This is a genomic window from Pseudomonas batumici (assembly GCF_036585405.1).
In the GTDB taxonomy this organism is placed as follows: Bacteria; Pseudomonadota; Gammaproteobacteria; order Pseudomonadales; family Pseudomonadaceae; genus Aquipseudomonas; species Aquipseudomonas batumici.
Genome location: NZ_CP144470.1, coordinates 5450235 through 5473715, shown reverse-complemented (window position 1 = coordinate 5473715; position 23481 = coordinate 5450235). Strand labels below are relative to the sequence as shown.

The 23481-nt window shown below is 62.8% G+C and carries 23 protein-coding genes and 1 pseudogene; 10 read left to right on the top strand and 14 right to left on the bottom strand.

Going from position 1 to position 23481, the window contains the following annotated elements; translation table 11 throughout:
* Positions 1-74 precede the first annotated feature (74 nt).
* The 3 genes from NUH87_RS24995 to NUH87_RS24985 all read right to left on the bottom strand — a co-directional run bounded on the left by NUH87_RS24995 (position 75) and on the right by NUH87_RS24985 (position 2283).
* A complete protein-coding gene (locus NUH87_RS24995) occupies positions 75-929 on the bottom strand; it encodes an alpha/beta hydrolase (protein WP_338523091.1) in 855 nt (284 codons plus the stop codon).
* Positions 926-1735 (bottom strand): alpha/beta hydrolase, encoded by an 810-nt coding sequence (locus tag NUH87_RS24990; protein WP_338523090.1) that lies wholly within the window; start codon positions 1733-1735, stop codon positions 926-928. The genes NUH87_RS24995 and NUH87_RS24990 overlap by 4 nt, the downstream gene beginning before the upstream one ends.
* A gap of 104 nt (positions 1736-1839) precedes the next feature.
* Positions 1840-2283 (bottom strand): hotdog fold thioesterase, encoded by a 444-nt coding sequence (locus tag NUH87_RS24985; protein ID WP_338523089.1) that lies wholly within the window; start codon positions 2281-2283, stop codon positions 1840-1842.
* Between the two features lie 269 nt (positions 2284-2552).
* Between NUH87_RS24985 and NUH87_RS24980 the strand changes: the two genes are divergently transcribed.
* A complete protein-coding gene (locus NUH87_RS24980; RefSeq protein ID WP_338523088.1) occupies positions 2553-2945 on the top strand; it encodes a hypothetical protein in 393 nt (130 codons plus the stop codon).
* Positions 2891-3370, top strand: coding sequence for a pentapeptide repeat-containing protein (locus NUH87_RS24975; RefSeq protein ID WP_338523087.1), 480 nt, complete (start codon positions 2891-2893; stop codon positions 3368-3370). Before NUH87_RS24980 ends, NUH87_RS24975 begins: the two co-directional genes overlap by 55 nt.
* A gap of 3 nt (positions 3371-3373) precedes the next feature.
* Here the strand turns inward: NUH87_RS24975 and sixA are convergent, their stop codons facing one another.
* From sixA to NUH87_RS24960, 3 genes and pseudogenes are all read right to left on the bottom strand, one after another.
* Positions 3374-3826 carry a phosphohistidine phosphatase SixA gene (gene sixA, locus NUH87_RS24970; protein WP_338523086.1) on the bottom strand — a complete coding sequence of 151 codons (453 nt, stop codon included), beginning with the start codon at positions 3824-3826 and terminating at the stop codon, positions 3374-3376.
* Positions 3823-4158: a DUF4389 domain-containing protein gene (locus tag NUH87_RS24965; RefSeq protein WP_338523085.1), complete on the bottom strand. Its 336-nt coding sequence runs from the start codon at positions 4156-4158 to the stop codon at positions 3823-3825. The genes sixA and NUH87_RS24965 overlap by 4 nt, the downstream gene beginning before the upstream one ends.
* 24 nt (positions 4159-4182) lie before the next feature.
* Positions 4183-5207 (bottom strand): annotated as a pseudogene (locus tag NUH87_RS24960) (NAD(P)H-dependent glycerol-3-phosphate dehydrogenase).
* A gap of 170 nt (positions 5208-5377) precedes the next feature.
* On the opposite strand from NUH87_RS24960, the gene NUH87_RS24955 reads away from it, so the two are divergent.
* The 7 genes from NUH87_RS24955 (at position 5378) to NUH87_RS24925 (ending at position 13887) form a co-directional block, all read left to right on the top strand.
* Entirely contained in the window at positions 5378-7534 is a 2157-nt protein-coding gene (locus NUH87_RS24955) for a TonB-dependent receptor plug domain-containing protein (protein WP_422393879.1), read from the top strand.
* Positions 7535-7536: 2 nt separating this feature from the next.
* Complete coding sequence (locus tag NUH87_RS24950; RefSeq protein WP_422393878.1) at positions 7537-8469, top strand: ABC transporter substrate-binding protein; 933 nt, start codon at positions 7537-7539, stop codon at positions 8467-8469.
* Complete coding sequence (locus NUH87_RS24945) at positions 8466-10361, top strand: ATP-binding protein (protein WP_338523082.1); 1896 nt, start codon at positions 8466-8468, stop codon at positions 10359-10361. The genes NUH87_RS24950 and NUH87_RS24945 overlap by 4 nt, the downstream gene beginning before the upstream one ends.
* A 236-nt stretch (positions 10362-10597) precedes the next feature.
* Positions 10598-11113: a 3-hydroxyacyl-[acyl-carrier-protein] dehydratase FabA gene (fabA, locus tag NUH87_RS24940; protein WP_040065317.1), complete on the top strand. Its 516-nt coding sequence runs from the start codon at positions 10598-10600 to the stop codon at positions 11111-11113.
* 11 nt (positions 11114-11124) lie between these two features.
* Positions 11125-12345: a beta-ketoacyl-ACP synthase I gene (fabB, locus tag NUH87_RS24935; protein ID WP_040065310.1), complete on the top strand. Its 1221-nt coding sequence runs from the start codon at positions 11125-11127 to the stop codon at positions 12343-12345.
* Between the two features lie 175 nt (positions 12346-12520).
* Positions 12521-12937 (top strand): OsmC family protein, encoded by a 417-nt coding sequence (locus NUH87_RS24930; RefSeq protein WP_338523081.1) that lies wholly within the window; start codon positions 12521-12523, stop codon positions 12935-12937.
* A gap of 59 nt (positions 12938-12996) precedes the next feature.
* A complete protein-coding gene (locus NUH87_RS24925; protein WP_338523080.1) occupies positions 12997-13887 on the top strand; it encodes a pirin family protein in 891 nt (296 codons plus the stop codon).
* Positions 13888-13930: 43 nt separating this feature from the next.
* Here the strand turns inward: NUH87_RS24925 and NUH87_RS24920 are convergent, their stop codons facing one another.
* The 4 genes from NUH87_RS24920 to NUH87_RS24905 form a co-directional block, all read right to left on the bottom strand.
* On the bottom strand, positions 13931-14659 hold the full coding sequence (locus NUH87_RS24920) for a dienelactone hydrolase family protein (protein WP_338523079.1): 729 nt from the start codon (positions 14657-14659) through the stop codon (positions 13931-13933).
* Positions 14660-14724: 65 nt separating this feature from the next.
* Entirely contained in the window at positions 14725-16629 is a 1905-nt protein-coding gene (gene htpG / locus NUH87_RS24915; RefSeq protein WP_338523078.1) for a molecular chaperone HtpG, read from the bottom strand.
* Between the two features lie 88 nt (positions 16630-16717).
* A complete protein-coding gene (locus tag NUH87_RS24910; RefSeq protein WP_338523077.1) occupies positions 16718-17173 on the bottom strand; it encodes a PaaI family thioesterase in 456 nt (151 codons plus the stop codon).
* On the bottom strand, positions 17170-17646 hold the full coding sequence (locus NUH87_RS24905; RefSeq protein ID WP_338523076.1) for a PaaI family thioesterase: 477 nt from the start codon (positions 17644-17646) through the stop codon (positions 17170-17172). Before NUH87_RS24905 ends, NUH87_RS24910 begins: the two co-directional genes overlap by 4 nt.
* A gap of 167 nt (positions 17647-17813) precedes the next feature.
* On the opposite strand from NUH87_RS24905, the gene NUH87_RS24900 reads away from it, so the two are divergent.
* Positions 17814-18065, top strand: coding sequence for a hypothetical protein (locus NUH87_RS24900; protein ID WP_338523075.1), 252 nt, complete (start codon positions 17814-17816; stop codon positions 18063-18065).
* A gap of 101 nt (positions 18066-18166) precedes the next feature.
* Here NUH87_RS24900 and brnQ read toward each other — a convergent pair whose 3' ends face one another.
* The 4 genes from brnQ to lpdA all read right to left on the bottom strand — a co-directional run bounded on the left by brnQ (position 18167) and on the right by lpdA (position 23458).
* A complete protein-coding gene (gene brnQ / locus NUH87_RS24895) occupies positions 18167-19480 on the bottom strand; it encodes a branched-chain amino acid transport system II carrier protein (RefSeq protein WP_040065302.1) in 1314 nt (437 codons plus the stop codon).
* A gap of 293 nt (positions 19481-19773) precedes the next feature.
* Positions 19774-20655 (bottom strand): succinate--CoA ligase subunit alpha, encoded by an 882-nt coding sequence (gene sucD / locus NUH87_RS24890; RefSeq protein ID WP_040065301.1) that lies wholly within the window; start codon positions 20653-20655, stop codon positions 19774-19776.
* Positions 20655-21821, bottom strand: a complete 1167-nt coding sequence (gene sucC / locus NUH87_RS24885; RefSeq protein WP_040065299.1) for an ADP-forming succinate--CoA ligase subunit beta — start codon at positions 21819-21821, stop codon at positions 20655-20657. The genes sucD and sucC overlap by 1 nt, the downstream gene beginning before the upstream one ends.
* 197 nt (positions 21822-22018) lie before the next feature.
* Positions 22019-23458, bottom strand: coding sequence for a dihydrolipoyl dehydrogenase (gene lpdA, locus NUH87_RS24880; protein ID WP_040065297.1), 1440 nt, complete (start codon positions 23456-23458; stop codon positions 22019-22021).
* Positions 23459-23481: the final 23 nt, after the last annotated feature.

Below are 23481 nucleotides of genomic sequence, written 5' to 3'. Positions count from 1 at the left end.
TCGCGTGGAGGTCGAGGTCTGGCATGGTTGTCTCCCTTTCAACCCGCCAAGCCTCGACAGTTGCAGGTGACAAGTCAAGGCATGGAGAAAAAGCGATTGAAACAGTCTGCAACAAGGATCGCCCCGGCCTCATCGTTCAGGTGCAGATGATGCCCGCCCGGCAGGTGCTCCAGGTTGAAGGGTAGACGATCGAGCAAGTCCTTGTGCTGGGCCAACATGCCTTGCTCGGCCACCACCAGTTGGGCCGGGCAGGCGATGCGGCGGATAAAGGCCATGGCCTGCTCCTCGGTCAGGCGCAACGGCGACGGCAGGGTCAGGCGGTTGTCGCTGCGCCAGGTGTAACCGCCGGGCACCGGCATCAGGCCGCGTTGGGCCAACAGCTCGGCGGCTTCGCGGCTGACCGCCACCAGGCCCTTCATGCGCGCCTCGATGGCCCGGTCCAGGGTCGGGTGCACCGACTTGCGCTTGTCCTGCAACTCAAGCTGCGCCTGCAAGGCCATGCCCAGGCGCTCGGCGGCGTTTTCGCCGCTGCCGGTGGGTGGAATCACCCCGTCGATCAGGGCCAGGCGCGTTACCCGTTCCGGCAAGGCGCCGGCCAGCACGATCGAGACAATCGCCCCCAGGGAATGCCCCAACAGGCTGAAGCGCTTCCAGCCCAACTGCTCGGCGACCTGCAGGACGTCGTAAACGTAATCCCACAGCGCGTACCCCGCGCCCACCGGGCGATGCCCGGAATGCCCGTGCCCGGCCATGTCCAGGGCGACGATGCGCAGGCCGTGGAGTTTCGGCGCCAGGCGCGCGAAGCTGTTGGCATTGTCCAGCCAGCCGTGCAGGGCAATCACCGGCTGCCCGTCCTCGGGGCCGAACAGATGGGCCGCCAGCTCGATATGCGGCAGGCTCAGGCGCACCTCTTCCACCGGATGGCTCATGCGCAACGCCCCTGCCCGGCCTGGCGTTCCCAGCGGGCGAAAATGCTCTTGAGCAACTGCGCGGTGTCCTGGGGACGCTGCAGGGGAAACATGTGGCCGCCGGGCATGCTCAGGGATTCACCATGGGGCAGGCGATCGACACTGCGGGTGTGATGCGGCATGACCACGCGACTCTGCCGACCGCGAACCACCGCCAGCGGCACCTTCAGATGCCGGGCCAGACCCGGGCTGGTATGGGGGACGCCGCGATAGATGCTGATTTCCGTCGCCGGGTCGAAGCTCAGGCGCAGGCGGTCACCGTCCCGGCGCAGACCGTGTTGCAGATAAGCGTCGAAACACTCCGGATCGAAGCCGCGAAACAGGGTCTTGCCGGCAAAGTACTGGCGGGCCGTGTCGAGGTCGGCGAATTCTTCCCGTCGCCCCAGGGTCCGCCCGGCCGGCGTCAGGCGGTCGATAAAACCCAGGCGCTTGGCCGCACGGATCACCCACTGGTCGGTGCGGGTCAGCACCGGCGAATCGAGCATCACCACGCCCTTGTACAACTGCGGGCAACGCAGCGCCGCGTGCAGGTGCAGGACACCGCCCAGGGAATGGCCGACACCCCAGACCGGCTCGGGCTGCTGTTCCAGGTGATGGATCAGTTCGTCGACCAGGTTGTGCCAGTTGTCGTCCACCGGGAAACGCGGGTCGTGGGCATGCTGTTGCAGATGCGCAACCTGATACTCCGGCGACAGGGCGGCGAACAATTTACCGTAGGTCCCCGAAGGAAAACCGTTGGCGTGGGCGAAGAACACATGCTTCGACATACCGGACACATCTCGAAAAAAACCAGTGTTCATTGTCGGCAGGAGCCGGCCCCCGGCAATGACCGTAACTGCCAGGAAAGGTGACAGTCCGGCCATGGCTCGACTCAGCGGCCTGGCGGGGTCTGCCCCAGCGGCACCACGGCCATGGTCAGGCGCGACACGCAACTGGCCTTGCCCTCGTCGCTGCTCAGGCGGATATCCCAGACATGGGTGGTGCGACCGATATGGATGGCTTTGGCCACGGCCGTTACCCGCCCGCTGCGCAGGCCTCGCAGGTGGTTGGCATTGATTTCCAGGCCCACGCAATAGAACTGGCTCGTGTCGATGCAGAGGAAGCTGGCCATGGAGCCGACGCTTTCGGCCAACACCACCGAGGCGCCGCCGTGCAGCAGCCCGTAGGGTTGATGGGTGCGGTGATCGATGACCATGCTGGCCGTCAGCGACTCGTCATCAAAGGCTTCGAAGCGAATATCCAGCAGTTCGCCGATGGTGTTTTTCTGCAAGGCATTGAGTTGTTCGAGATTCGGTGCGGTGCGCCACAAGGCCATGGTGGATTCCCCTACTGTGGTTATTCGTCATGCCTGCGGCCAGGGGTCCGGTCCGCGCTCGCGCCGGGCGCCCACACGGATAGGCCCCGGCAAACCAAGCAGGCGCTCGGTTGACTATTCCACGGAAGAACAGAAGGTCGCAAGCTGAAAAAGGTCTTGCGGGGCGCAGGAGGCAACAGCCTGCGCCGGGAAAGCCGGGCGGAATCTGATAGTCGCCGCGGTGCATATCGCGTCGAATTTCCGCCCCCCAGCCCTTGCAAGAGATCTCCATGGCAACGATAGGCCGTCTTCTTCGCCGCTTCATGCCCGTGGGCAACGCCCAGGCCCCTGCGCCCTCGCCACACGCCGGCCCGGTCGACACTCACAGCGGCGCGCTCCTTGCGGCGACAGCCGACGACTGCTCGCAGCTCGAACGGGACCTGACCCTGCTGGGCCTGAAGGATTCGCTGGCCCAGGCGCGGCTTTTCCTCGGCAGCGCACCGTCCCTGCGCCAGTACCCGCTGGCCGACCTGCTGGAGCTGATGGTGGCCGCCGCCGCGCGCTTTACCGGGATCCTGAACAGTTGGGACGGTGTCCACCTGGACGGTGGCGGAGGGTTTCCCTGCATGTGCAGAAGAAACTGTTCGACTTGCGGGTACCGCCCGCCCTTTCCCCGCAACTGACCCATGCCCTGAAGCGCTGCGCCCTGAACATCGTCGCCGAGGACCGGCAGGCGATCCAGCATCTGCCGTTCCAGGACGATGAGACCTGCAGCGCCTTCAGGTACTGGAGCAAGGCGTCCATCTGCCAGGCCTTGCGGACCTTGCAGGTGACCAACGTCAACATGATCGGCGTTGACCTGAGCGGGGGCGACTTAAGGGGGGTGAGGTTTTTCGGGCAATACCAGGAGGCCGACTTCAGGGCCGCCAACCTCAACGGAGCGCTGCTGTCGAGTGGATTCAAAAGCAACGACTTCAGCCATTGCGACCTGCGCAACACCGTGTTGTCCGGTCACTTCGAGGCCTGCCTGTTCAAGGGCGCCAAGGTCAACGCCGCGACCCTGAAAAACACCAGGACCGACCTGCTCGGTGCGGTGCTGAGCCACTGAACCTCAGGGGTGGCGGATGCCCAAGAGCGTCATCCCGCCGTCCAGCGGCAACTCCCCTTCCAGCTCGGCCAGGCTGGCCGTCCCCATGGGCTCCGGCTGATACACATGCCCGTGCTGCAGCAGGCTGAGCAGATTGCTCACCAGCGGTTGATGGCTGACCAGCAACAGGTCCTGGCCAGCAGCGTCGAGCCGCAGGCTGACATCCCGCGCAGGGGTATCGGGGGTCAGCCAGGGCACGGTGATGATCTCGGCCTCGAAGCCCAGCACCTCACGCACCAGTTGCGCGGTTTGTTGCGCCCTCACGTAGGGGCTGGCGTAGATCGCCGACAACGGCTGGCCGATCAGGTGGGCGGCACTGTGCAGGACCTGCTTGCGCCCATGGGCCGTCAGCGCCCGTTCGGCATCGCTACGGGTCTGGGGCTCGGCTTCGCCATGGCGCAGGATCCAGACCTTCACAGCTTGGGCTCCTCGTCACGGGCCGGATGCGGCGCCGGCGGTACCACATGCGGCGCCTCTCCCTCTGGAGCCCGCGGCGCCGGCCAGTCGGCGAACGGCCAGGGCTTCTGTTCGGTATGAAAGCTGCCGAACCGGCCGATCTGGGCCAGGAACTGGCTCAGGCTGTCGCCGAAGCTCATCAGGTTGGCACTCGGCGCGCCATAGACCAGCCGATAGAGCAACTGCACCAGCACCAGCCCCCCGAGGAGGAGCTGGGCGACCTGCCAGACCAACAGGAACACCAGCATCCAGACAATGCGCAACACAATGGATTCGTACTTGGACTCGTTCATGACTCGCTCCCGTGGCGCTGAATTTCAGTTGAAACCGCTGGTGGAAATGAAATCGACATCGGTTTTCGGCTCGCCGCGCATCAGCAGCTCGATCACCTGGTTCAGGGTACGCCCTTCAAACAGAATGGCATGCAAACCGGCCACCAGGGGCATATAGACACCCACTTCCTGCGCCTTGACCTTCAACACCTTGAGGGTGTTGACCCCTTCGGCGACCTCGCCCAGGCGGGCGACGGCGTCTTCCAGGCTCAACCCCTGGCCCAGGGCGAAACCGACCTGATAGTTGCGGCTCTTCGGCGAGGAGCAGGTGACGATCAAGTCGCCCACCCCGGCCAGGCCCAGGAAGGTCATGGGGTTGGCACCCTGGCTGACGGCAAAGCGGGTCATTTCCGCCAGGGCCCGGGTAATCAGCATGCTCTTGGTGTTCTCGCCCATGCCCAGCGCCACCGCCATGCCGGCAATGATCGCGTAGACATTCTTCAAGGCACCGCCCAGCTCGACACCAAAACGGTCGGCGCTGGCATACACGCGGAAGGTCCGCCCATGCAGCGCGGCCTGGACACGGCTGCAGAGTTCCTCGTCCTCACTGGCCACCACCGTGGCGGTCAAGGCGTGCTCGGCCACTTCACGGGCCAGGTTCGGCCCGGACAACACGCCGATCCGTGCTTGCGGCGCGATGTCTTCGAGGATCTCGCTCATCAGCTTGAAGGTCTGCGCCTCGATGCCTTTGGTCAGGCTCACCAGCAACTTGCCGCCCAGGCGCTCGGCATGGGGGCCAGCGCACTGCGCAAGGCGCTGGAGGGCAAGGCGACAAAAAACAGCTCGCAGTCGTCGAGGGTCGCGCTCAGGTCCGTCACCGGCTCGACCGCCGGATGCACCTGGATGCCCTTGAGGTAACGCGGATTCTCGCGATTGACGCGAATGGCCTCGGCCTGCTCGGGGTCGCGCATCCATTGGCGCACGCGGTGGCCGTTCTCGGCCAGCAGATTGGCGATGGCGGTCCCGAAACTTCCGCCACCCAGAACCGCGATTGGGTACTGTTCAGTCATATGTAACCCGTCTATCCCTACCAATGGCGATGGTTGCATTATACGGAGCCCGTCATCGGCAGCCAGCCCCAATACGCCCCCACTGCCAGGACGAGCCTTGTGGGGCCTGACCGATTCAACCTATACAATGACGGCCAAACGCCATGGCAAAGCCGCCAAGCTCGGTTAACATGCACGGCTATTATTTTCCTCAAGGCTGTGCCGTGTCTTTTGGCCCTCCCACCGCTCGCTCCTCCGTCGCCCTGGCCCTGCTGTTCAGCGGCCCGCTGCTGGCTGACGACCTGTTCCTGGAAAACCAGCCCCTGCCCGAGGTGCTGACGGCCACCCGCCTGAAACAATCGCCGGCCGCCGTGCCCGGCAGCATGACGGTGATCGACAACGAACTGATCAAGGCCAGCGGCGCCCGGGATATCAGCGAGCTGCTGCGCCTGGTGCCGGGCATGATGGTCGGCTACACCAACGGCAACCAGGCCAGCATCAACTACCACGGCACCGACGCCGCCAACGCCCGGCGCATGCAGGTCCTGATCGATGGCCGCTCGGTCTATCGCGCGGGCCTGGCGACCGTGGACTGGAGCGATATCCCGGTGGCCCTGGAGGATATCGAGCGCATCGAGGTCTTTCGTGGCCCCAATACCGTCAGCTACGGCGCCAACGCGCTGATGGCGGTGGTCAACATCCTCACCAAGTCGCCGGGCAGTACCCACGGTTCGCAACTGAAGGTCACCCGCGGCGATCGCGGCATCAATGACTGGTACGCCAGCCAGGGCACGGGCTGGGGTACCGGCGACCTGCGCCTGTCGATGTCCGGCCAGGAAGACGAAGGTTTCCAGAGCGACCACCTGGGCGCGGACTACCGCGACGGCCGGCGCATCACCCGGGTCAACCTCTCGGTCAGCCAGACGCTCGATGAACGACAGAGCATCGATTGGCAATTGAACGTCAAGGACGGCACCAACCAGCGGCCCTACACCTACAAGGCGGTGTTTCCCGGCATCACTGCGGCCGGCGACAATTCCGACGTGGTCGCCAAGGACTATGCCGGCTCGCTGCGCTGGAACCTCGACCTCAATCCCCAGCACAGCCTGTATATCCAGGGCTCGGCCCAGCACTGGGATCGCCAGCAGGTCTGGCGCGCCTGCGATGCCAAGATCTCGTTCAGTCCGCAACTGACCCAGTTGTGGCAGTTGAATCCCAACTATGCCGAAACCTTGGCACGCAATATAACCAGTTACTCCCCTGGCAACCCGCCGGCGGGCAGTGCCGCCGAACAGGCGCTGGCCAACCAGGTCCTCGGCCAATGGGCCGGCGGTGCCAGCCAGACCGTCTGCGGCGATATCGACCAAAGCACCCGCGAGACCCGCTACGATCTCGAACTGCAGGACACCCTGAGCCTGTCGGACAGCCTGCGCCTGGTCAGCGGCATGAACTATCGTTATGACCGGGCAGACTCCGAGACCTATTTCAATGGCACCGCCGACGACACCACCTGGCGCCTGTTCGGCCAGCTCGAGTGGCGCGCCAGCGAACACTGGCTGGTACAGGGCGGCGCCATGTACGAAGATACGCAACTGACCGGCAGCTCCCTGACCCCGCGCTTTGCGGTGAACTACCTGATCAATCCCCGGCATGGCCTGCGCGCGGTCTATTCCGAAGCCATTCGCTCGCCGGACATGTTCGAGAACAACGTCAACTGGAGCTATCGGGTCACCAACCTGGACTCCCCCACCTACGGTCAGAACAGCGGCCAGTATTTCGTCCAGACCCGTGGCCCGGGAAACCTGGACAAGGAGCGCATGCGCTCGCGCGAACTGGGCTATAACGGTTTCTTCGCCGAGATCGGCCTGAGCCTCGACGTGAAGCTGTTCTACGACGAAATCAGCGACATGATCAGTACGCCGCTGCGCAACAACCAGTTCATCGCCAGCAACGCCAACAGCTCACGCTTTACCGGCAGCGAAGCCCAGTTCGACTGGCGCCTGGACAGCGCCGACCGCCTGCGCCTGACCTATGCCTATGTCGATGTCCAGGCCAGCAACCCGGTCGACGAGCACTTCACCGCACGCAACAGCGGCTCGGCCGGCTGGATGCGCGACTGGGGCGCAGGCTGGTCCAGTTCGGTCTTCTACTATGGCGACGACGCCATCAACCAATATCGCTTCGAACGGGTCGACCTGCGCCTCGCCAAGCGTATTCCCCTGGGCAGGGCCAGCCTGGAACTGGCCGGGATGCTGCAACAACGTCTCGACGACCAGCCCATCACCTGGGTCGACAACAATTACAACCAGCGTCGTGCCGTCTACTTCAGCGCAGAGCTGGAGTTCTGACAATGAGCACCTTTGGGTCAAGGATGACATCCGGATGGGGCCGCTGCCTGAGGACGCTGGGGCTGGCCCTGCTGGTGCTGTTGCCGAGCCTCCCGGCGCGGGCGGCCGAGGTGCTGTTGACCGGCGTCGAGGACAGCCCCGGGGTCCAGGCCTTCACCGCCGCGCTGGCGCAACAGCGCCCGAACGACCGTATACGCTTCGTGCCCCTGGCGCAGATGCCCGAGCCCAACCGACTACCGCCGGCCACCCGGCTGATCCTGCTGGACCCGCCCAGCCTCGACTGGCGACTGAAGGATAAACAAGGCCCCGCGACCCTGGTCCTGCGCATCAGCCGCCTGCAAGCGATGCAGCGCCTGGAAAACGGCCCGCCGGCCAATCTCAGCCTGCTGTGGAGCGACCCGCCGCTGCCCCGCCAGTTGCGCCTGATCCGCGAGGTCATGCCCCAGGCCCGCCGGATCGGCGTGCTCTATACCCGAAGCAGCGAGTTCCTGCTGGCCGAGCTGGACCAGGCGGCCCGCCCCCTGGGACTGGAGATCGTCCCCCAGCGCTGGGACGACACCAGCGACAGTCGCCCCCTGCAGAGCCTGCTCAAGAGCAGCGACGTCCTGCTGGGGCTGGACGATCCGACCTTGTATAACCCCAGGACCGCGAAGAACCTGTTGCTCAGCAGCTATGCCCGGCAACTGGCGCTGATCGGTCCCAACGCCGGCTTCGTCAAGGCTGGCAGCCTGGCCAGCACCTACAGCGACCAGAGCGACTGGCTGGCGATCCTCGACGAGTTGCTCGAGCGGCCCCCGTCCGGCTGGCCGGGCAGCCTGTATCCGCAACGGTTCAAGGTCCTGAGCAACCCGCAAGTCGCCCGTTCCCTGGGTATCGAACCAATCGACGAAGCCTCGCTCGCCCACCGGCTGGCCGAAGGAGAGACCCGCCCATGACCCTGCGACGGTATTGGGGCATCAGCGCCCGGACCCAGATGATCAGCCTCGGCCCCGCGCTGTTGCTGACCTTGCTGCTGATCAGTTTCTTCACCTTCGTGCGGATCCAGGACCTGCGCCAGGAACTCGACCACACCGGTCAGCTGATCGCCAACCAGTTGGCCCCGGCCACCGAATACGGGGTGATCTCCGGCAACAACGAAGTCCTGGAAAGCCTGATGCGGGCGACCCTGGCCACGCCCCACGTGCGCTTCCTCGAGGTCCAGGACCGCAGCAACAACATCCTGGTGTATGTCGAGCAATCCGCGCAGGAGCATGCCCGGCCCCAGTCGACCAAACTGTTCCAGGCGCCGGTGCGCCTGCAACGCATTCGGTTGGACAACGACTTCCTGCAGGAACACGGCAGCGCGGGCGTGACGACCAGCGAGGACTATCTGGGACGGGTGATTGTCGGCATGTCCAACGACGCCTTCAGCCAGCGGCAACAGGAGATCCTGCTCAAGGCCGGCATCCTGGCGCTGTTCGCCCTGCTGTTCACCTTTCTCCTGGCCCGGCGACTGGCGGCCAGCCTGTCGCAACCGATCAGCGCCATGGGCCACGCGGTCAAGGCGATTCAACAGGGCGACTACAAGACCCAGCTGCCGGTGGTGGACGACACCGAGCTCGGCGCCCTGTCGCGACATATCAACAACCTCGCCGGCGCCCTGGACCAGGCCAGCCGCGAACAGCACCAGGCCATTGCCCAGTTGATCCAGACCCGCGAGGAAGCGGAACGGGCCAACAATGCCAAGTCGGACTTCCTGGCCATGATGAGCCACGAACTGCGCACGCCGATGAACGGTGTACTGGGCATGCTGCAACTGCTCGAAACCACCGAGATGACCGAGGAACAGAGTGAGTACGCGGCCCTGGCCTCGGAATCCACCGAGCACTTGCTCAAGGTGATCAACGATATCCTCGACTTCTCGCGGATCGAGCGTTCGGCCCTGGAGCTGGAACACATTCCGTTCCGCCTTGCCGAACTGATCAACAGCTGCGCCCAGGCTTTCCAGCACAACGCGAGCCAACGCGGGTTGCGCCTGGACCTGCAGATCCCGGCGGACATGCAGGCCTTGCAGGTCAAGGGCGACCCGACGCGGATCCGCCAGATCCTGGTCAACCTGATCGGCAATGCACTGAAATTCACCGAACATGGCAGCGTCGGCATCGAACCGCACTGGCAGGCCCTGGACGACGACGTGCTGTGGTTCACCTGCACGGTCCGCGACAGCGGCATCGGCATTTCCAGCGAACGCCTGGAACTGATGTTCGATGCCTTCCAGCAGGCCGACAGTTCGATCTCCCGGCGCTACGGCGGCACTGGCCTGGGCCTGCCCATTGCGCGGACCCTGGCCGAGCGCATGGGCGGCACCCTGCACGCCCGCAGCGAAGAGGGCCAGGGCTCGGTCTTCACCCTGGAAATCCCCCTGGCCCTGCATCACCCGGCCGAGCCGGCCGCCTTGCCGTCAGCGCCCGCCGACCATGGCGAAGGGCGCAAGGTGCTGCTGGTGGAAGACAACCCGGTCAACCAGACCGTCATCAACGCCATGCTGCGCGGCCTGGGCTTCGACGTCAGCCTGGCCACCGACGGCGCCCAGGCCATCGACAACGCGAAAAACAGCCTGTTCGCGGCGATCCTGATGGACTGCCGGCTACCGATCGTCGACGGCTACGAAGCCACCCGGCAAATCCGCCAACTGCCCGAGTACGCCCAGGTGCCGATCATCGCCCTGACCGCCAACGCCTTGCAGGGCGACCGCGAGAACTGCCTGCGGGCCGGGATGAACGACTACCTGGCCAAGCCCTTCAAACGCATGGATCTGCAGCAGATTCTCCAGCATTGGCTGCCTTGAATACCATGTGTGACTGGCGTGAAAGACGAAAGTGCGGCAGTCTTAGACACCCGAATGAGCTGGAAAACCGGCTTGAATAAAAATTTCAGTGCACAAGTGTACATTCATGTCCTTGGCGCTGTGACTTTCACCACAACGCAATAGTCTATGAGTAGGCTGTCGAATCGAGGCGTGAACGCTTCGATCGGCCGGGAAGATTTGCCCCACCTGCCGCATGGGACTATTGAGGAGCTCGCATGACCAAACAAAACGCCTTTACCCGGGAAGACCTGCTGCGCTGCAGTCGCGGTGAGCTGTTCGGCCCAGGTAACGCGCAACTGCCCGCCCCGAACATGCTGATGGTGGATCGCATCACCCATATCAGCGAAGAGGGTGGCAAGTACGGCAAAGGTGAATTGGTCGCCGAGCTGGATATCAATCCGGACCTGTGGTTCTTCGCCTGCCATTTCGAAGGCGATCCGGTGATGCCGGGCTGCCTGGGTCTCGACGCCATGTGGCAACTGGTCGGTTTCTTCCTCGGCTGGCAGGGTCTGCCGGGCCGTGGTCGCGCGCTGGGTTCGGGCGAAGTGAAATTCTTCGGCCAGGTCCTCCCGACCGCCAAGAAAGTGACCTACAACATTCATATCAAGCGCGTCCTCAAAGGCAAGCTGAACCTGGCCATCGCCGACGGTTCGGTGACGGTCGACGGTCGCGAGATCTACACCGCCGAAGGCCTTCGGGTCGGCGTTTTCACCTCCACTGACAACTTCTAAGGGTTATTCGCATGCGCCGCGTCGTTATCACTGGTCTGGGCATCGTTTCGTGCCTGGGCAATGACAAAGAGACCGTCTCCGCTAACCTGCGTGCAAGCCGCCCTGGCATCCGCTTCAACCCGGAATATGCCGAAATGGGTCTGCGTAGCCAGGTTTCCGGCTCCATCGACCTCAATCTCGAAGAACTGATCGATCGCAAGATCTATCGCTTCGTCGGCCACGCGGCGGCCTACGCCTACCTGGCCATGAAAGACGCCATCGTCGACGCCGGCCTGAGCGAAGAGCAGGTGTCCAACCCGCGCACCGGCCTGGTGGCCGGCTCCGGCGGCGCCTCGACCCTGAACCAGATGGAAGCGCTGGATATCCTGCGCGAAAAGGGCGTGAAGCGCGTCGGTCCGTACCGCGTGACCCGCACCATGGGCAGCACCGTTTCCGCATGCCTGGCCACGCCGTTCAAGATCAAGGGCCTGAACTACTCGATCTCCTCCGCCTGCGCCACCAGTGCTCACTGCATCGGTACCGCCATGGAGCAGATCCAGATGGGCAAGCAGGACATCGTCTTCGCCGGTGGCGGTGAAGAAGAGCACTGGAGCCAGTCGTTCCTGTTCGACGCCATGGGCGCCCTCTCCACCCAGTACAACGAAACCCCGGAGAAGGCCTCGCGTGCCTACGACGCCAAGCGTGACGGTTTCGTCATCGCCGGCGGTGGCGGCATGGTGGTGGTCGAGGAGCTGGAACACGCCCTGGCCCGTGGCGCGAAGATCTACGCCGAAATCGTCGGCTACGGTGCTACCTCCGACGGCTACGACATGGTCGCGCCAAGCGGTGAAGGCGCCGTGCGCTGCATGCAGATGGCGATGTCCACCGTTGACGGCCCGATCGACTACCTGAACACCCACGGCACCTCGACTCCGGTCGGCGACGTCGCGGAAATGAAAGGTGTGCGTGAAGTCTTCGGCGACAAGGCTCCGGCCATCAGTTCGACCAAGAGCCTGTCCGGCCACTCCCTGGGCGCTGCCGGTGTTCACGAAGCGATCTACTGCCTGCTGATGATGGAAGGCAAGTTCATCGCCGGCTCCGCCAACATCGAAGAGCTGGATCCGGAAGTCGCCGACCTGCCGGTCCTGACCAAGACCCGCGAAAACGTCGAGCTGAACAACGTGATGAGCAACAGCTTCGGCTTCGGCGGCACCAACGCCACCCTGGTCCTGAAGCGCTGGCAGGGCAAGTAAGCCCGGCCTGATCGCAAGATGAAAAAAGCCCCGACTGGTTCGGGGCTTTTTTTTGCCCGCCGGGAGAGGAACGCTGCACAATCGGGCACGACCGCGAAAAAAGCTGAACACCTCCCTCGCCGAGTGTTCTATAAGGTTCAGGGTCTTTTCCCGTCACTCTCGCCACGAGGCTTTCATGACCATCACCATCAACACCGAATCCAGCGAAGGTTTCCGTCACAGCGTGCAGATCGATGATCACCAGTTGTTCGCCGATGTGCCCAAGGCGGCAGGTGGCGAAGGCTCCGCCCCGGAACCCCACGACTATTTCGACGCCGCCCTGGGGACGTGCAAGGCCCTGACGCTCAAGCTTTACGCGCAGAAGAAAGGTATCCCGCTGACCGGGGTCACAGTCGAGGTCAAGCGCGACAACAGCCAGGAACTGAAAGGCAAGTATGGCCTGCAGGTCAAGCTGACCCTCAAGGGCGCGCTCAGCGATGCCCAGCGCGAAGAACTGCATAAAGTCGCCGACCGCTGCCCGGTGCACAAGTTGATGACCAGCACCGAAGTCAGCATCGAAACCCTGCTGGCCGAAGGCGCCTTCAGCCAGTAAAGGCGCCGGCCAAAAAGCGGGTTATGCTTGACGCATTGCCCGCTGAGCCAGGAAGCCCCATGAACACACCACTGGTGATCCGTCCTCGCGCCGAGGATGTCGAAGGTCAACCGATCCTGCGCCCCCTGCCCTCGGCCCAGTGCCGCAGCGTCGGGCCCTTCGTGTTTTTCGACCATATGCTGGAAACCCGCTATCCGCCGGGGCATGGGATGAATGTGCGGCAGCACCCGCATATCGGCCTGTCGACCCTGACCTACCTGTTCGCCGGCGAGATCGTGCACAAGGACAGCCTCGGCTCCGACCAGCACGTGATGCCCGGCGATGTCAGCTGGATGACCGCCGGCAGCGCCATCGCCCATGTCGAACGCACCCCGGCCGCCCTCGTCGCCAGCGGCTCCAGCCTGCACGGCCTGCAGATCTGGCTGGCATCCCCCAAGGCCCTGGAGCAGGGTCCCGGTCACTACAGTCATCACCCCGCCGCCAGCCTGCCCTGCAGCGACAACCTGGGGGTGAAGATCCGCCTGATCGCCGGCAGCGGTTTTTGCCTGACGTCGCCGGTACCGGTGCTGTCGCCCACGCTGTATGCCGATATCCGGATGGAAAGCGCAACCACCCTGCTGATTCCGGATGAGTATGAAGAGCGCGCGGTCTATGTGCTGGAAGGCGAGGCGCAGCTGGAGGGCGAAGCGTTGGAGCCGCACAACCTGGTGGTGCTGCCCGCGGGGGCCAGCCTCACGCTGTTCGCCGAAAGCGAGTGTCATCTGGTGGTGATCGGCGGCGCACCGCTGGACGGGCCACGGCGGATGAACTGGAACTTCGTCGCCAGCGATCCGGCGCTGATCGACAGCGCCCGCCAGCGCTGGGCGGCCGGCGACTGGCCGAAGGTACCGGGGGAAAGCGAGCGGATCGAGCTGCCGACACGCCCGCAGCAGGCAGACGCAAACCTGTAGGAGCCGGCTTGCCGGCTCCTACAGGTCGGCCAGCGTGAAGCCATCAGCCCTTGAACACTTCTTCCAGCAGGTTGTGCATCGACACGAACGCGCGAGCGGCGGTCTTCGCGTCGTACATCATCATGCCCGCCACATTGGCGTGCGGATCAGTGAAGGAGTGGAACGCGCCGCCATAGCTCAACAACTGCCAATCGACACCCGCGGCATTCATTTCGTCTTCGAAGGCCGGCAGTTGCTCTTTCGGCACCAGCGGGTCGGAGGCGCCATGCAGCACCAGCACCGAGCCCTTGATGTTCTTCGCATCCGCCGGATTCGGCGTGTCCAGGGTGCCATGGAACGACACCGCCGCTTTCAACGGCGCGCCGGTACGGGCCAGCTCCAGCGAGCAGCAACCGCCAAAGCAGAAACCGAAGGTCGCCAGCTTCGCCGTGTCCACCGCCGCCAACGCCTGGCCTTGCAGCGCTTCGAACGCCGCCTGCATACGCTTGCGCAGCAGGGCGCGATCATTTTTCAACGGCATCATCGCCGCGCCGGCTTCATCGCCATTGCTCGGACGCACCGACTGACCGTAGAGGTCGGCGATCAACACCACATACCCCTTGGCCGCCACCGCCTCGGCGATCTTCTCGGCACCGGCGCTGACGCCCATCCAGTTCGGCGCCATCAGCAGGCCCGGACGTGGCCCCTTGTGACCGGCGTCAAAGGCCAGACGACTCTCATAGGACTGGCCATCGATCTGATAGACCACCGAACTCACAGTAACTTGGCTCATTTCGGACTCCGATAAAAACATCCAAGGATAAAAAACCCGCCGAAGCGGGTTTTCGTGCTACGTGCTTAAACCGACAGTTCAACCAGCAGCTTGTTCAGCCGGCGGACATAAGCCGCCGGATCCTTCAGGCTGTCGCCGGCCGCCAGGGCCGCCTGGTCGAGCAGGATGTGCGACAGATCGCCGAAGCGGTCTTCGTCCGGCTCGCCGTCGAGCTTCTCGATCAGCGGGTGCCCCGGATTGAATTCGAAGATCGGCTTGGAATCCGGCACTTTCTGCCCGCTCGCCTCGAGGATCTGGCGCATCTGCAGGCCCAGGTCCTGCTCACCGATGGCCAGGATCGCCGGGGAATCGGTCAGGCGGTGGGAAACCCGCACTTGGCTGACCGCGTCGCCCAGGGCAGTCTTGATGCGCTCCACCAGGCCTTCCTTGGTCTTGGCGACTTCCTCGGCAGCCTTCTTGTCCTCTTCCGAGTCCAGGTTGCCCAAGTCCAGGTCACCGCGCGCGACGTCGACAAAGCTCTTGCCGTCGAACTCGTTGAGGTAGCTCATCAGCCACTCGTCGATACGGTCGGTCAGCAGCAGCACTTCGATGCCTTTCTTGCGGAAGACTTCCAGGTGCGGGCTGTTCTTGACCTGGGCGTAGGTTTCGCCGGTCAGGTAGTAGATCTTGTCCTGACCTTCCTTGGCGCGGGCCAGGTACTCGGCCAGGGACACCACCTGCTCACCGTCTTCACCCTGGGTCGAGGCGAAACGCAGCAGGCCGGCGATTTTTTCCTTGTTGGCGAAATCTTCCGCCGGGCCTTCCTTCATGACCTGGCCGAAGTTTTTCCAGAAGCCCTTGTATTGCTCAGGCTCGTTCTTCGCCAGTTTTTCCAGCATGTCGAGGACACGCTTGGTCAACGCCGACTTCATCGAGTCGATGATCGGGTCTTTCTGCAGGATTTCCCGCGACACGTTCAGGGACAGGTCGTTGGAGTCGACCACGCCCTTGATGAAGCGCAGGTACAGCGGCAGGAAGGATTCGGCCTGGTCCATGACGAAGACGCGCTGCACGTACAGCTTGAGGCCTTTCGGCGCTTCACGCTGGTACAGGTCGAACGGAGCACGGGCCGGCACGTAGAGCAGCGAGCTGTATTCCAGCTTGCCTTCGACCTTGTTGTGGCTCCAGCTCAGCGGGTTCTCGAAGTCATGGGCGATGTGCTTGTAGAACTCCTGGTATTCCTCGTCCTTCACTTCGGTGCGCGGACGGGTCCACAGGGCACTGGCGCGGTTGACGGTTTCCCATTCCAGCGCCGGCTTCTCCTCGCCTTCGACAGCGGCCACTTCTTTCGGCAGCTCGATCGGCAGGGCGATATGGTCGGAGTACTTCTTGATGATGTTGCGCAGGCGCCAGCCATCGGCGAATTCGTTTTCAGCCGATTTCAGGTGCAGGACGATGCGGGTACCGCGGTCGGCCTTCTCGAGGGTGGCGACTTCGAACTCGCCCTCGCCCTTGGACGACCAGTGCACGCCTTCGCTGGCGGTCAGGCCGGCGCGACGGCTGAATACTTCAACCTGCTCGGCGACGATAAAGGCCGAGTAGAAGCCCACGCCGAACTGACCGATCAGGTGTGAGTCCTTCTTCTGGTCACCGGAGAGATTCTTCATGAAATCGGCGGTGCCGGACTTGGCGATGGTCCCCAGGTGGGTGATCACATCGTCGCGGCTCATGCCGATACCGTTGTCTTCGAGGGTGACGGTGTTGGCGTCCTTGTCGAAGCTCACACGGATTTTCAGTTCCGCGCCACCTTCCAGCAACTCGGGCTTGGACAGGCCTTCGAAACGTAATTTGTCGACAGCGTCGGAGGCGTTGGAGATCAATTCGCGAAGGAAGATTTCCTTGTTGGAATACAGCGAATGGATCATGAGGTGCAGCAGTTGCTTCACCTCGGTCTGGAAGCCCAGGGTTTCCTTTTGAGTTTCCACACTCATGGTCATCAAACTCCAATTGGATGGCAGTGGCCGCCCCGTGAGGGTTGGCGGCGGGTTGTCATCAGAGTTGGGGACGGTGTCGGGGATTTCAAGTGCCCGGGAGCGTTTCCTCGATCTTGAAGTGGGCCCGGGCGGTGGCAATCGGCTCGGCCACGGTAGCCTGCCAGGCGGTGATCGCGACGTTCGCCACTCGTCGCCCCTGGCGGCAGACCTGGCATTGGGCGTAGGTGTCGCGATATTGCCCGGCACGCAGGTAATCAACGGAAAAGTCGATAACCTTGGGCACGCCCGGCGAGCCGGTGAACACCAACAGATGCAGGGCGGCGGCCAGTTCCATGAAGCCGGCGATCACTCCACCGTGAATCGCCGGGAGCAAAGGGTTGCCGATGTTGTCCAGGTTGGCCGGCAGGCAGAACAACAGCTCATCGCCCAGCCGTGAGCACTGGATGCCGATCAACTTGGCATAGGGGATAAGCTGCAGCAATTGCCCGTAGTCGCCCTGCTGGTGGGCCTGCTGCAGCCGTTTCTTGAAGTCGTCGCTCATGCCGCACCACCGTTGATCGAGCCGCTGAAGCCCTGGGTGCCCTTGATCCCCTTGCCCAACCGCATGAAGGTGCCCACCACATGGGCGATGGGTCGTTCAGGGTCATCCTGGTAAGCAAAGCCGCGGGCGAAGATGATGTCGCGGGTGACCCGGTAGCACTCGGCGAAACCGTAGACATCCTGCTGGGGCGCGGCCGGATGCATGTAGTCGATGCGCAGGTCCAGCGTCGGACACACCTCGAACTCGGGCAGGACACACAAGGTGGCCATGCCACAGGCGGTGTCCATCAGGGTGCTCAGCGCCCCGCCGTGGATGACCCCGGTTCGTGGGTCGCCGACGATGTCGGCACTGTACGGCAGGATCAGGGTCAGCCCCTGGGCATCGGCGCTGTGCAAGCGCAGCCCGAGTACCTGGCAGTGCCGGATAGCGCTGAGAAAGCGGGTGGCGCGCTCGAAAAGGGGACTCTGGGTCATGAACTGATGGCTCTCATCCGGAGAAAAGTGCCCGATAAAACGAAACACTGGGAAAAAGTTCCGTTCGGTCGGTACTTATATATCTTTTAAAATCAAGGAACTTAACCCTGGGGGGTGTGTTCTGAATGGCCAGTAGTCAGTGATATTCACAAAGGAGCAACACCCCCATGCGTAAGACTTTAGCTATTGCCTTGATGTTGACCGCTTCCCTCGGTCTCGCCGCCTGCGATAAAAAAACCGAGGACAAAGCTCAAGACGCCAAACCAACCGCCGAGCAAGTTCAGAAGAGCCTGGGCCAGGCTCAGGATAAGGTGAACGAAGCCGTCAAGGAAAACGTCGAAGCTGCCAAAGCTCCGGCTGATTCCAGCAAAGCGCCGGTAGAAGCCCCAGCCCCAGCCAAGGCCGCCACCGGCTCCTGATTGGCCGAAGTTTCCTGCAAGCACCTGTTTGCAAAAACCGCCAAACAAAATAAAACCCGCCTTGCGCGGGTTTTATTTTGTCGGATGTCTGCAGGAGCCGGTCAGGCCAGGGCTTCGCTGCGCTTGCCGAGCAAGCGGTCGATCACCACCGCAATCACCAGCATCACCACCGAAGGCACCAGCCACGCCAGGCCCTGCTCGCTCAACGGCAGGTGCGACAGCTGCGTCGGCATCCAGTCCGCCAGCCCCGCCCCCTTGAGGGCGTCGATCATGCCGAACAGAAACGACACCAGCATCACCGGGCCGACGATACGCCCCTGCGCATGCCAGAACGATTGGCAGAAACTCAGGGCCACCAGGGCGATGCACGGCGGGTAGATCGCGGTCAGGACCGGGATCGAGAACGCAATCAGCTTGGTCAGCCCCAGGTTCGACACCAGCAGCGAGAACGCCGCCAGGATGATCACCAGGCTCTTGTACGACAGTGGCAGGATACCGCTGAAGTACTCGGCGCAGGCGCAGGTCAGGCCCACCGCCGTCACCAGGCACGCCAGGGAGATCAGCACCGCGAGGAAACCGCTGCCCAGGGAGCCGAAGGTATGTTGCACATAGGCGTGCAGTACCGCCGCGCCGTTGCTGGCACCGGCCGCCACTTCATGGCTGCCCGCGCCCAACCGGAACAGGCTGATGTACACCAGCGCCAGGCCGACACCGGCGATCAGGCCGGCAATGATGGCGTAGCGGGTGATCAGCCGTGGCGAATCGACGCCGCGGGAGCGGATGGCATTGACGATGACGATGCCGAACACCAGGGCGCCCAGGGTATCCATGGTCAGGTAGCCATTGATGAAACCCTGGGAGAACGGTGCCGCGACGTACTCGGGAGTGGCCGTGCCGATATCGCCGGCCGGCAAGGCGAACGCCGCGATCCCCAGGACCGCCAGGGCAATGATCTTCAACGGCGCGAGGAAACGGCCGACGGTATCCAGCAAGCGCCCGGGGTACAGGGAGATGAAGAACACCAGCAGGAAATACAGCGAACTGTAGATCAGCAGCGCCAGCGGGCTTTCGCCGGTCAACGGCGCCAGGCCGACTTCAAAGGACACGGTGGCGGTGCGCGGCGTGGCGAACAGCGGACCGACCGCCAGGTAGCAGGCAGCGGCCAGCAAGCCGCCGGCGACCTTGCCGATGGGGCTGCTCAGGGCGTCCATGGCACCGCCGACCTTGGCCAGCGCGACCACGGTGATGACCGGCAGGCCTACCGCGGTGATCAGGAAGCCCAGCGCCGCCATCCAGACATGGGGTCCGGACTGCAAACCGACGATCGGTGGGAAGATGATGTTGCCGGCCCCGACGAACAGGGCAAAGGTCATGAAGCCAAGCGCCAGGATGTCCTGGCCTTTCAACACTTTCATTTTAAGGAAATACCACACTGCTGAATCGGAATTTAGAGAGGGATTTCCCGTGGGGTGAGGGAAATGCTGTCGGCCCGTATGGGGTCGACCCGTTTAGCGCGCGGCGGCCTTGTGGGCAGCGGACGCAAAAAGAGGCGGCCACCCTAACAAATTCGGGTGAAAAACGCACTATTAGAGGGCAAATATTGTCCTGCCAGCGACGACCTTATGTCGTATTTATATATGAAGCCCAGAAAGCACAAAGGCCACCCGAAGGTGGCCTTTGCAGGTGGAGCGTCAGTTAAGCGCGAGGCTTACTTGACGGCCCAACCGGTCAGCTCGGCCAGGGCCTTGCCGATGTCTGCCAGCGAACGCACGGTTTTCACGCCGGCGTCTTGCAGGGCAGCGAACTTCTCGTCCGCAGTACCTTTGCCGCCGGAGATGATTGCACCCGCATGGCCCATGCGCTTGCCCGGAGGAGCAGTCACACCCGCGATGTAGGAAACAACCGGCTTGGTCACGTGAGCCTTGATGTAGGCCGCCGCTTCTTCTTCAGCCGAACCGCCGATCTCGCCGATCATCACGATCGCTTCGGTCTTCGGGTCTTCCTGGAACAGCTTCAGGATGTCGATGAAGTTCGAGCCCGGGATCGGGTCACCGCCGATGCCGACGCAAGTCGACTGACCGAAACCGGCGTCAGTGGTCTGCTTCACAGCTTCGTAGGTCAGGGTGCCGGAACGGGAAACGATACCGACCTTGCCTGGCAAGTGAATGTGACCTGGCATGATGCCGATCTTGCATTCGCCTGGAGTGATCACGCCTGGGCAGTTAGGGCCGATCAGGGTGATACCCAGCTCGTCGCACTTGACCTTGGCATCCAGCATGTCCAGGGTAGGAATGCCTTCGGTGATGCAGACGATCAGCTTGATGCCGCCGAAAGCTGCTTCCAGGATCGAGTCCTTGCAGAAAGGAGCCGGAACGTAGATCACGCTGGCGGTGGCGCCAGTGGCGGCTACAGCTTCTTTCACGGTGTTGAACACCGGCAGACCCAGGTGCTCGGTACCGCCTTTGCCCGGAGTTACGCCACCAACCATCTTGGTGCCGTATTCGATGGCTTGCTGGGTGTGGAAGCTGCCCTGCGAACCGGTGATACCCTGGCAGATAACCTTGGTGTCTTTATTGATCAGGACGCTCATTATTTGCCCTCCGCAGCTTTGACAACTTGTTGAGCAGCGTCGGTCAGGCTGGTAGCAGCGATGATGTTCAAGCCGCTTTCTGCCAGTACTTTAGCGCCCAGTTCAGCGTTGTTGCCTTCAAGGCGAACAACAACCGGGATTTTCACGCCGACTTCTTTCACAGCGCCGATGATGCCTTCGGCAATCATGTCGCAGCGAACGATGCCGCCGAAGATGTTGACCAGTACTGCAGCGACGTTGGTGTCGGACAGGATGATCTTGAACGCTTCGGTTACGCGTTCCTTGGTTGCACCGCCGCCCACGTCGAGGAAGTTGGCTGGCTTGCCGCCATGCAGGTTGACGATGTCCATGGTACCCATGGCCAGGCCGGCACCGTTGACCATGCAACCGATGTTGCCTTCCAGGGCTACGTAGTTCAGTTCGAACTTGGCAGCGTGCGCTTCGCGCGGATCGTCCTGGGACGGATCGTGGAAGGTTTTCAGCTTAGGCTGACGGTACATGGCGTTGGCGTCGATGTTGATCTTGGCATCGAGGCAATGCAGATCGCCGTCGGCCTTGATCACCAGCGGGTTCACTTCCAGCAGGGCCAGGTCGTGGTCCTGGAACAGCTTGGCCAGACCAACGAAGATCTTGGCGAACTGGGAAACCTGCTTGCCTTCCAGACCCAGCTGGAATGCCAGCTCGCGACCCTGGAATGGCTGGGCGCCAACCAGTGGATCGATAGTGGCCTTGAGGATTTTCTCAGGGGTGTCGTGAGCGATTTTCTCGATGTCCACGCCACCTTCGGTGGAAGCCATGAACACGATGCGACGGCTCGAACGGTCAACGACAGCGCCCAGGTACAGCTCTTTAGCGATATCAGTGCACGATTCAACCAGGATCTTGGTGACAGGCTGGCCATTGGCGTCAGTCTGATAGGTCACCAGACGCTTGCCCAGCCACTGCTGTGCGAAGGCTTTGGCGTCTTCTTTGCTGCGAACCAGCTTTACGCCGCCCGCTTTACCGCGACCACCGGCGTGGACCTGGGCTTTTACAACCCACTCGGAACCACCGATCTTGTCGCAAGCTTCTGCTGCTTCTTCCGGGGTGTCTACCGCGTAACCCTTGGATACTGGCAGGCCGTATTCAGCGAACAGCTGCTTACCCTGATACTCGTGAAGATTCATGCTTTTTACCGTCTTCGTTAGGTACTGCGCATTCGGTGCTGCACTGATTACAGTGCCGCACCACCTGTGACTGCTGCTTGCGTCGCCTTCCGGTCGCCCGGTGAAACAACGCAAGACTGCGTCCAGCGGACGTTCCGCGGTGAGTCTTGCGCGCAAGGCTCACGACGGGCGGGCCGCCGTGGTTTCTTATTATCCGCTTAGCGTTTTTTCTTGTTGGCCACGTGGATGGCGCCGCCATTCACTGCCAATGCCGCTTCGTGCAACGCTTCGGACAGGGTCGGATGGGAGAAGACCATCATGCCCAGGTCCTCGGCACTGGTGCCGAATTCCATACCGATCGCGCCTTGCTGTACCAGCTCGGCAGCGCTTGGGCCAATCACGTGGACGCCCAGAACGCGGTCGGTCTTGGCATCGGCGATGACCTTGACGAAACCGCCGGTATCGTTGGCTGCCATGGCACGACCACTGGCGGCGAACGGGAAGGTGCCGATGTTAACTTCAACGCCTTCTGCTTTCAAAGCCTGTTCGGTCTTGCCGACCCACGCGATTTCCGGATGGGTGTAGATAACCGAAGGGATCAGGTCGTAGTTCATCTGGGCCTTGTGGCCCTTGATGCGCTCAACCACCATGATGCCCTCTTCCGAGGCCTTGTGTGCCAGCATCATGCCACGAACCACGTCGCCGATGGCGTAGACGCCCGGTACGGCGGTCGCGCAATGGTCATCGACGTGCACGAAACCGCGCTCGTCTAGGACCACGCCGCAATCAGCGGACAGCAGGTCGGTGGTCACCGGACGACGGCCAACGGCAACGATCAGCTTGTCGAAGGTGATGGTCTGCTCGCCGGCGGAGTCGGTGTAGGTCACCACGACTTCCTTGCCCTTGTTGACCTTGGAGCCGGTCACGCGTGCGCCCAGCTTGATGTCCAGACCTTGTTTGGTCAGGGTTTTCAGCGCTTCCTTGGAAACGGCGGTGTCGGCAGCCATCAGGAAGGTGTCCAGGGCTTCCAGGACCGTGACCTGGGCACCCAGGCGGGACCAGACGGAACCCAGTTCCAGACCGATCACACCGGCACCGATCACGCCCAGGCGCTTCGGCACTTCCTGGAATTCCAGGGCACCGGTGGAGTCGACGATCACGTTCTGGTCGACCGGAGCCGGTGGAATGTCGATCGGACGCGAGCCCGGAGCCAGGATGACGTTCTCGGCCTCGATCACTTCAACCGTGCCGTCTGGCTTGGTCACTTCGACTTTCTTGCCGGCCAGCAGCTTGCCGTGGCCTTCGATCGAGGTGACGCCATTGGCCTTGAACAGCATGGCCACGCCGCCGGTCAGGTTCTTGACGATACCGGCCTTGCGACCGACCATCGCCGGCACGTCCATCTTGACGGCGCCGGTGGAGATACCGTGGACGGCGAACCCGTCCTTGGCTTCATGGTACTTCCAGGAGCTGTCCAGCAGCGCCTTGGACGGAATGCAGCCAACGTTCAGGCAAGTACCGCCGAGGGCCAGCTTGCCCTCTTTATCCTGGTACTTCTCGATGCAGGCAGTCTTGAGACCAAGTTGCGCTGCCTTGATGGCGGCTACATAGCCGCCAGGGCCCGCGCCAATCACTACCACGTCGAATTTCTGAGTCATGTGTCATTCCTTATCGAATCAAA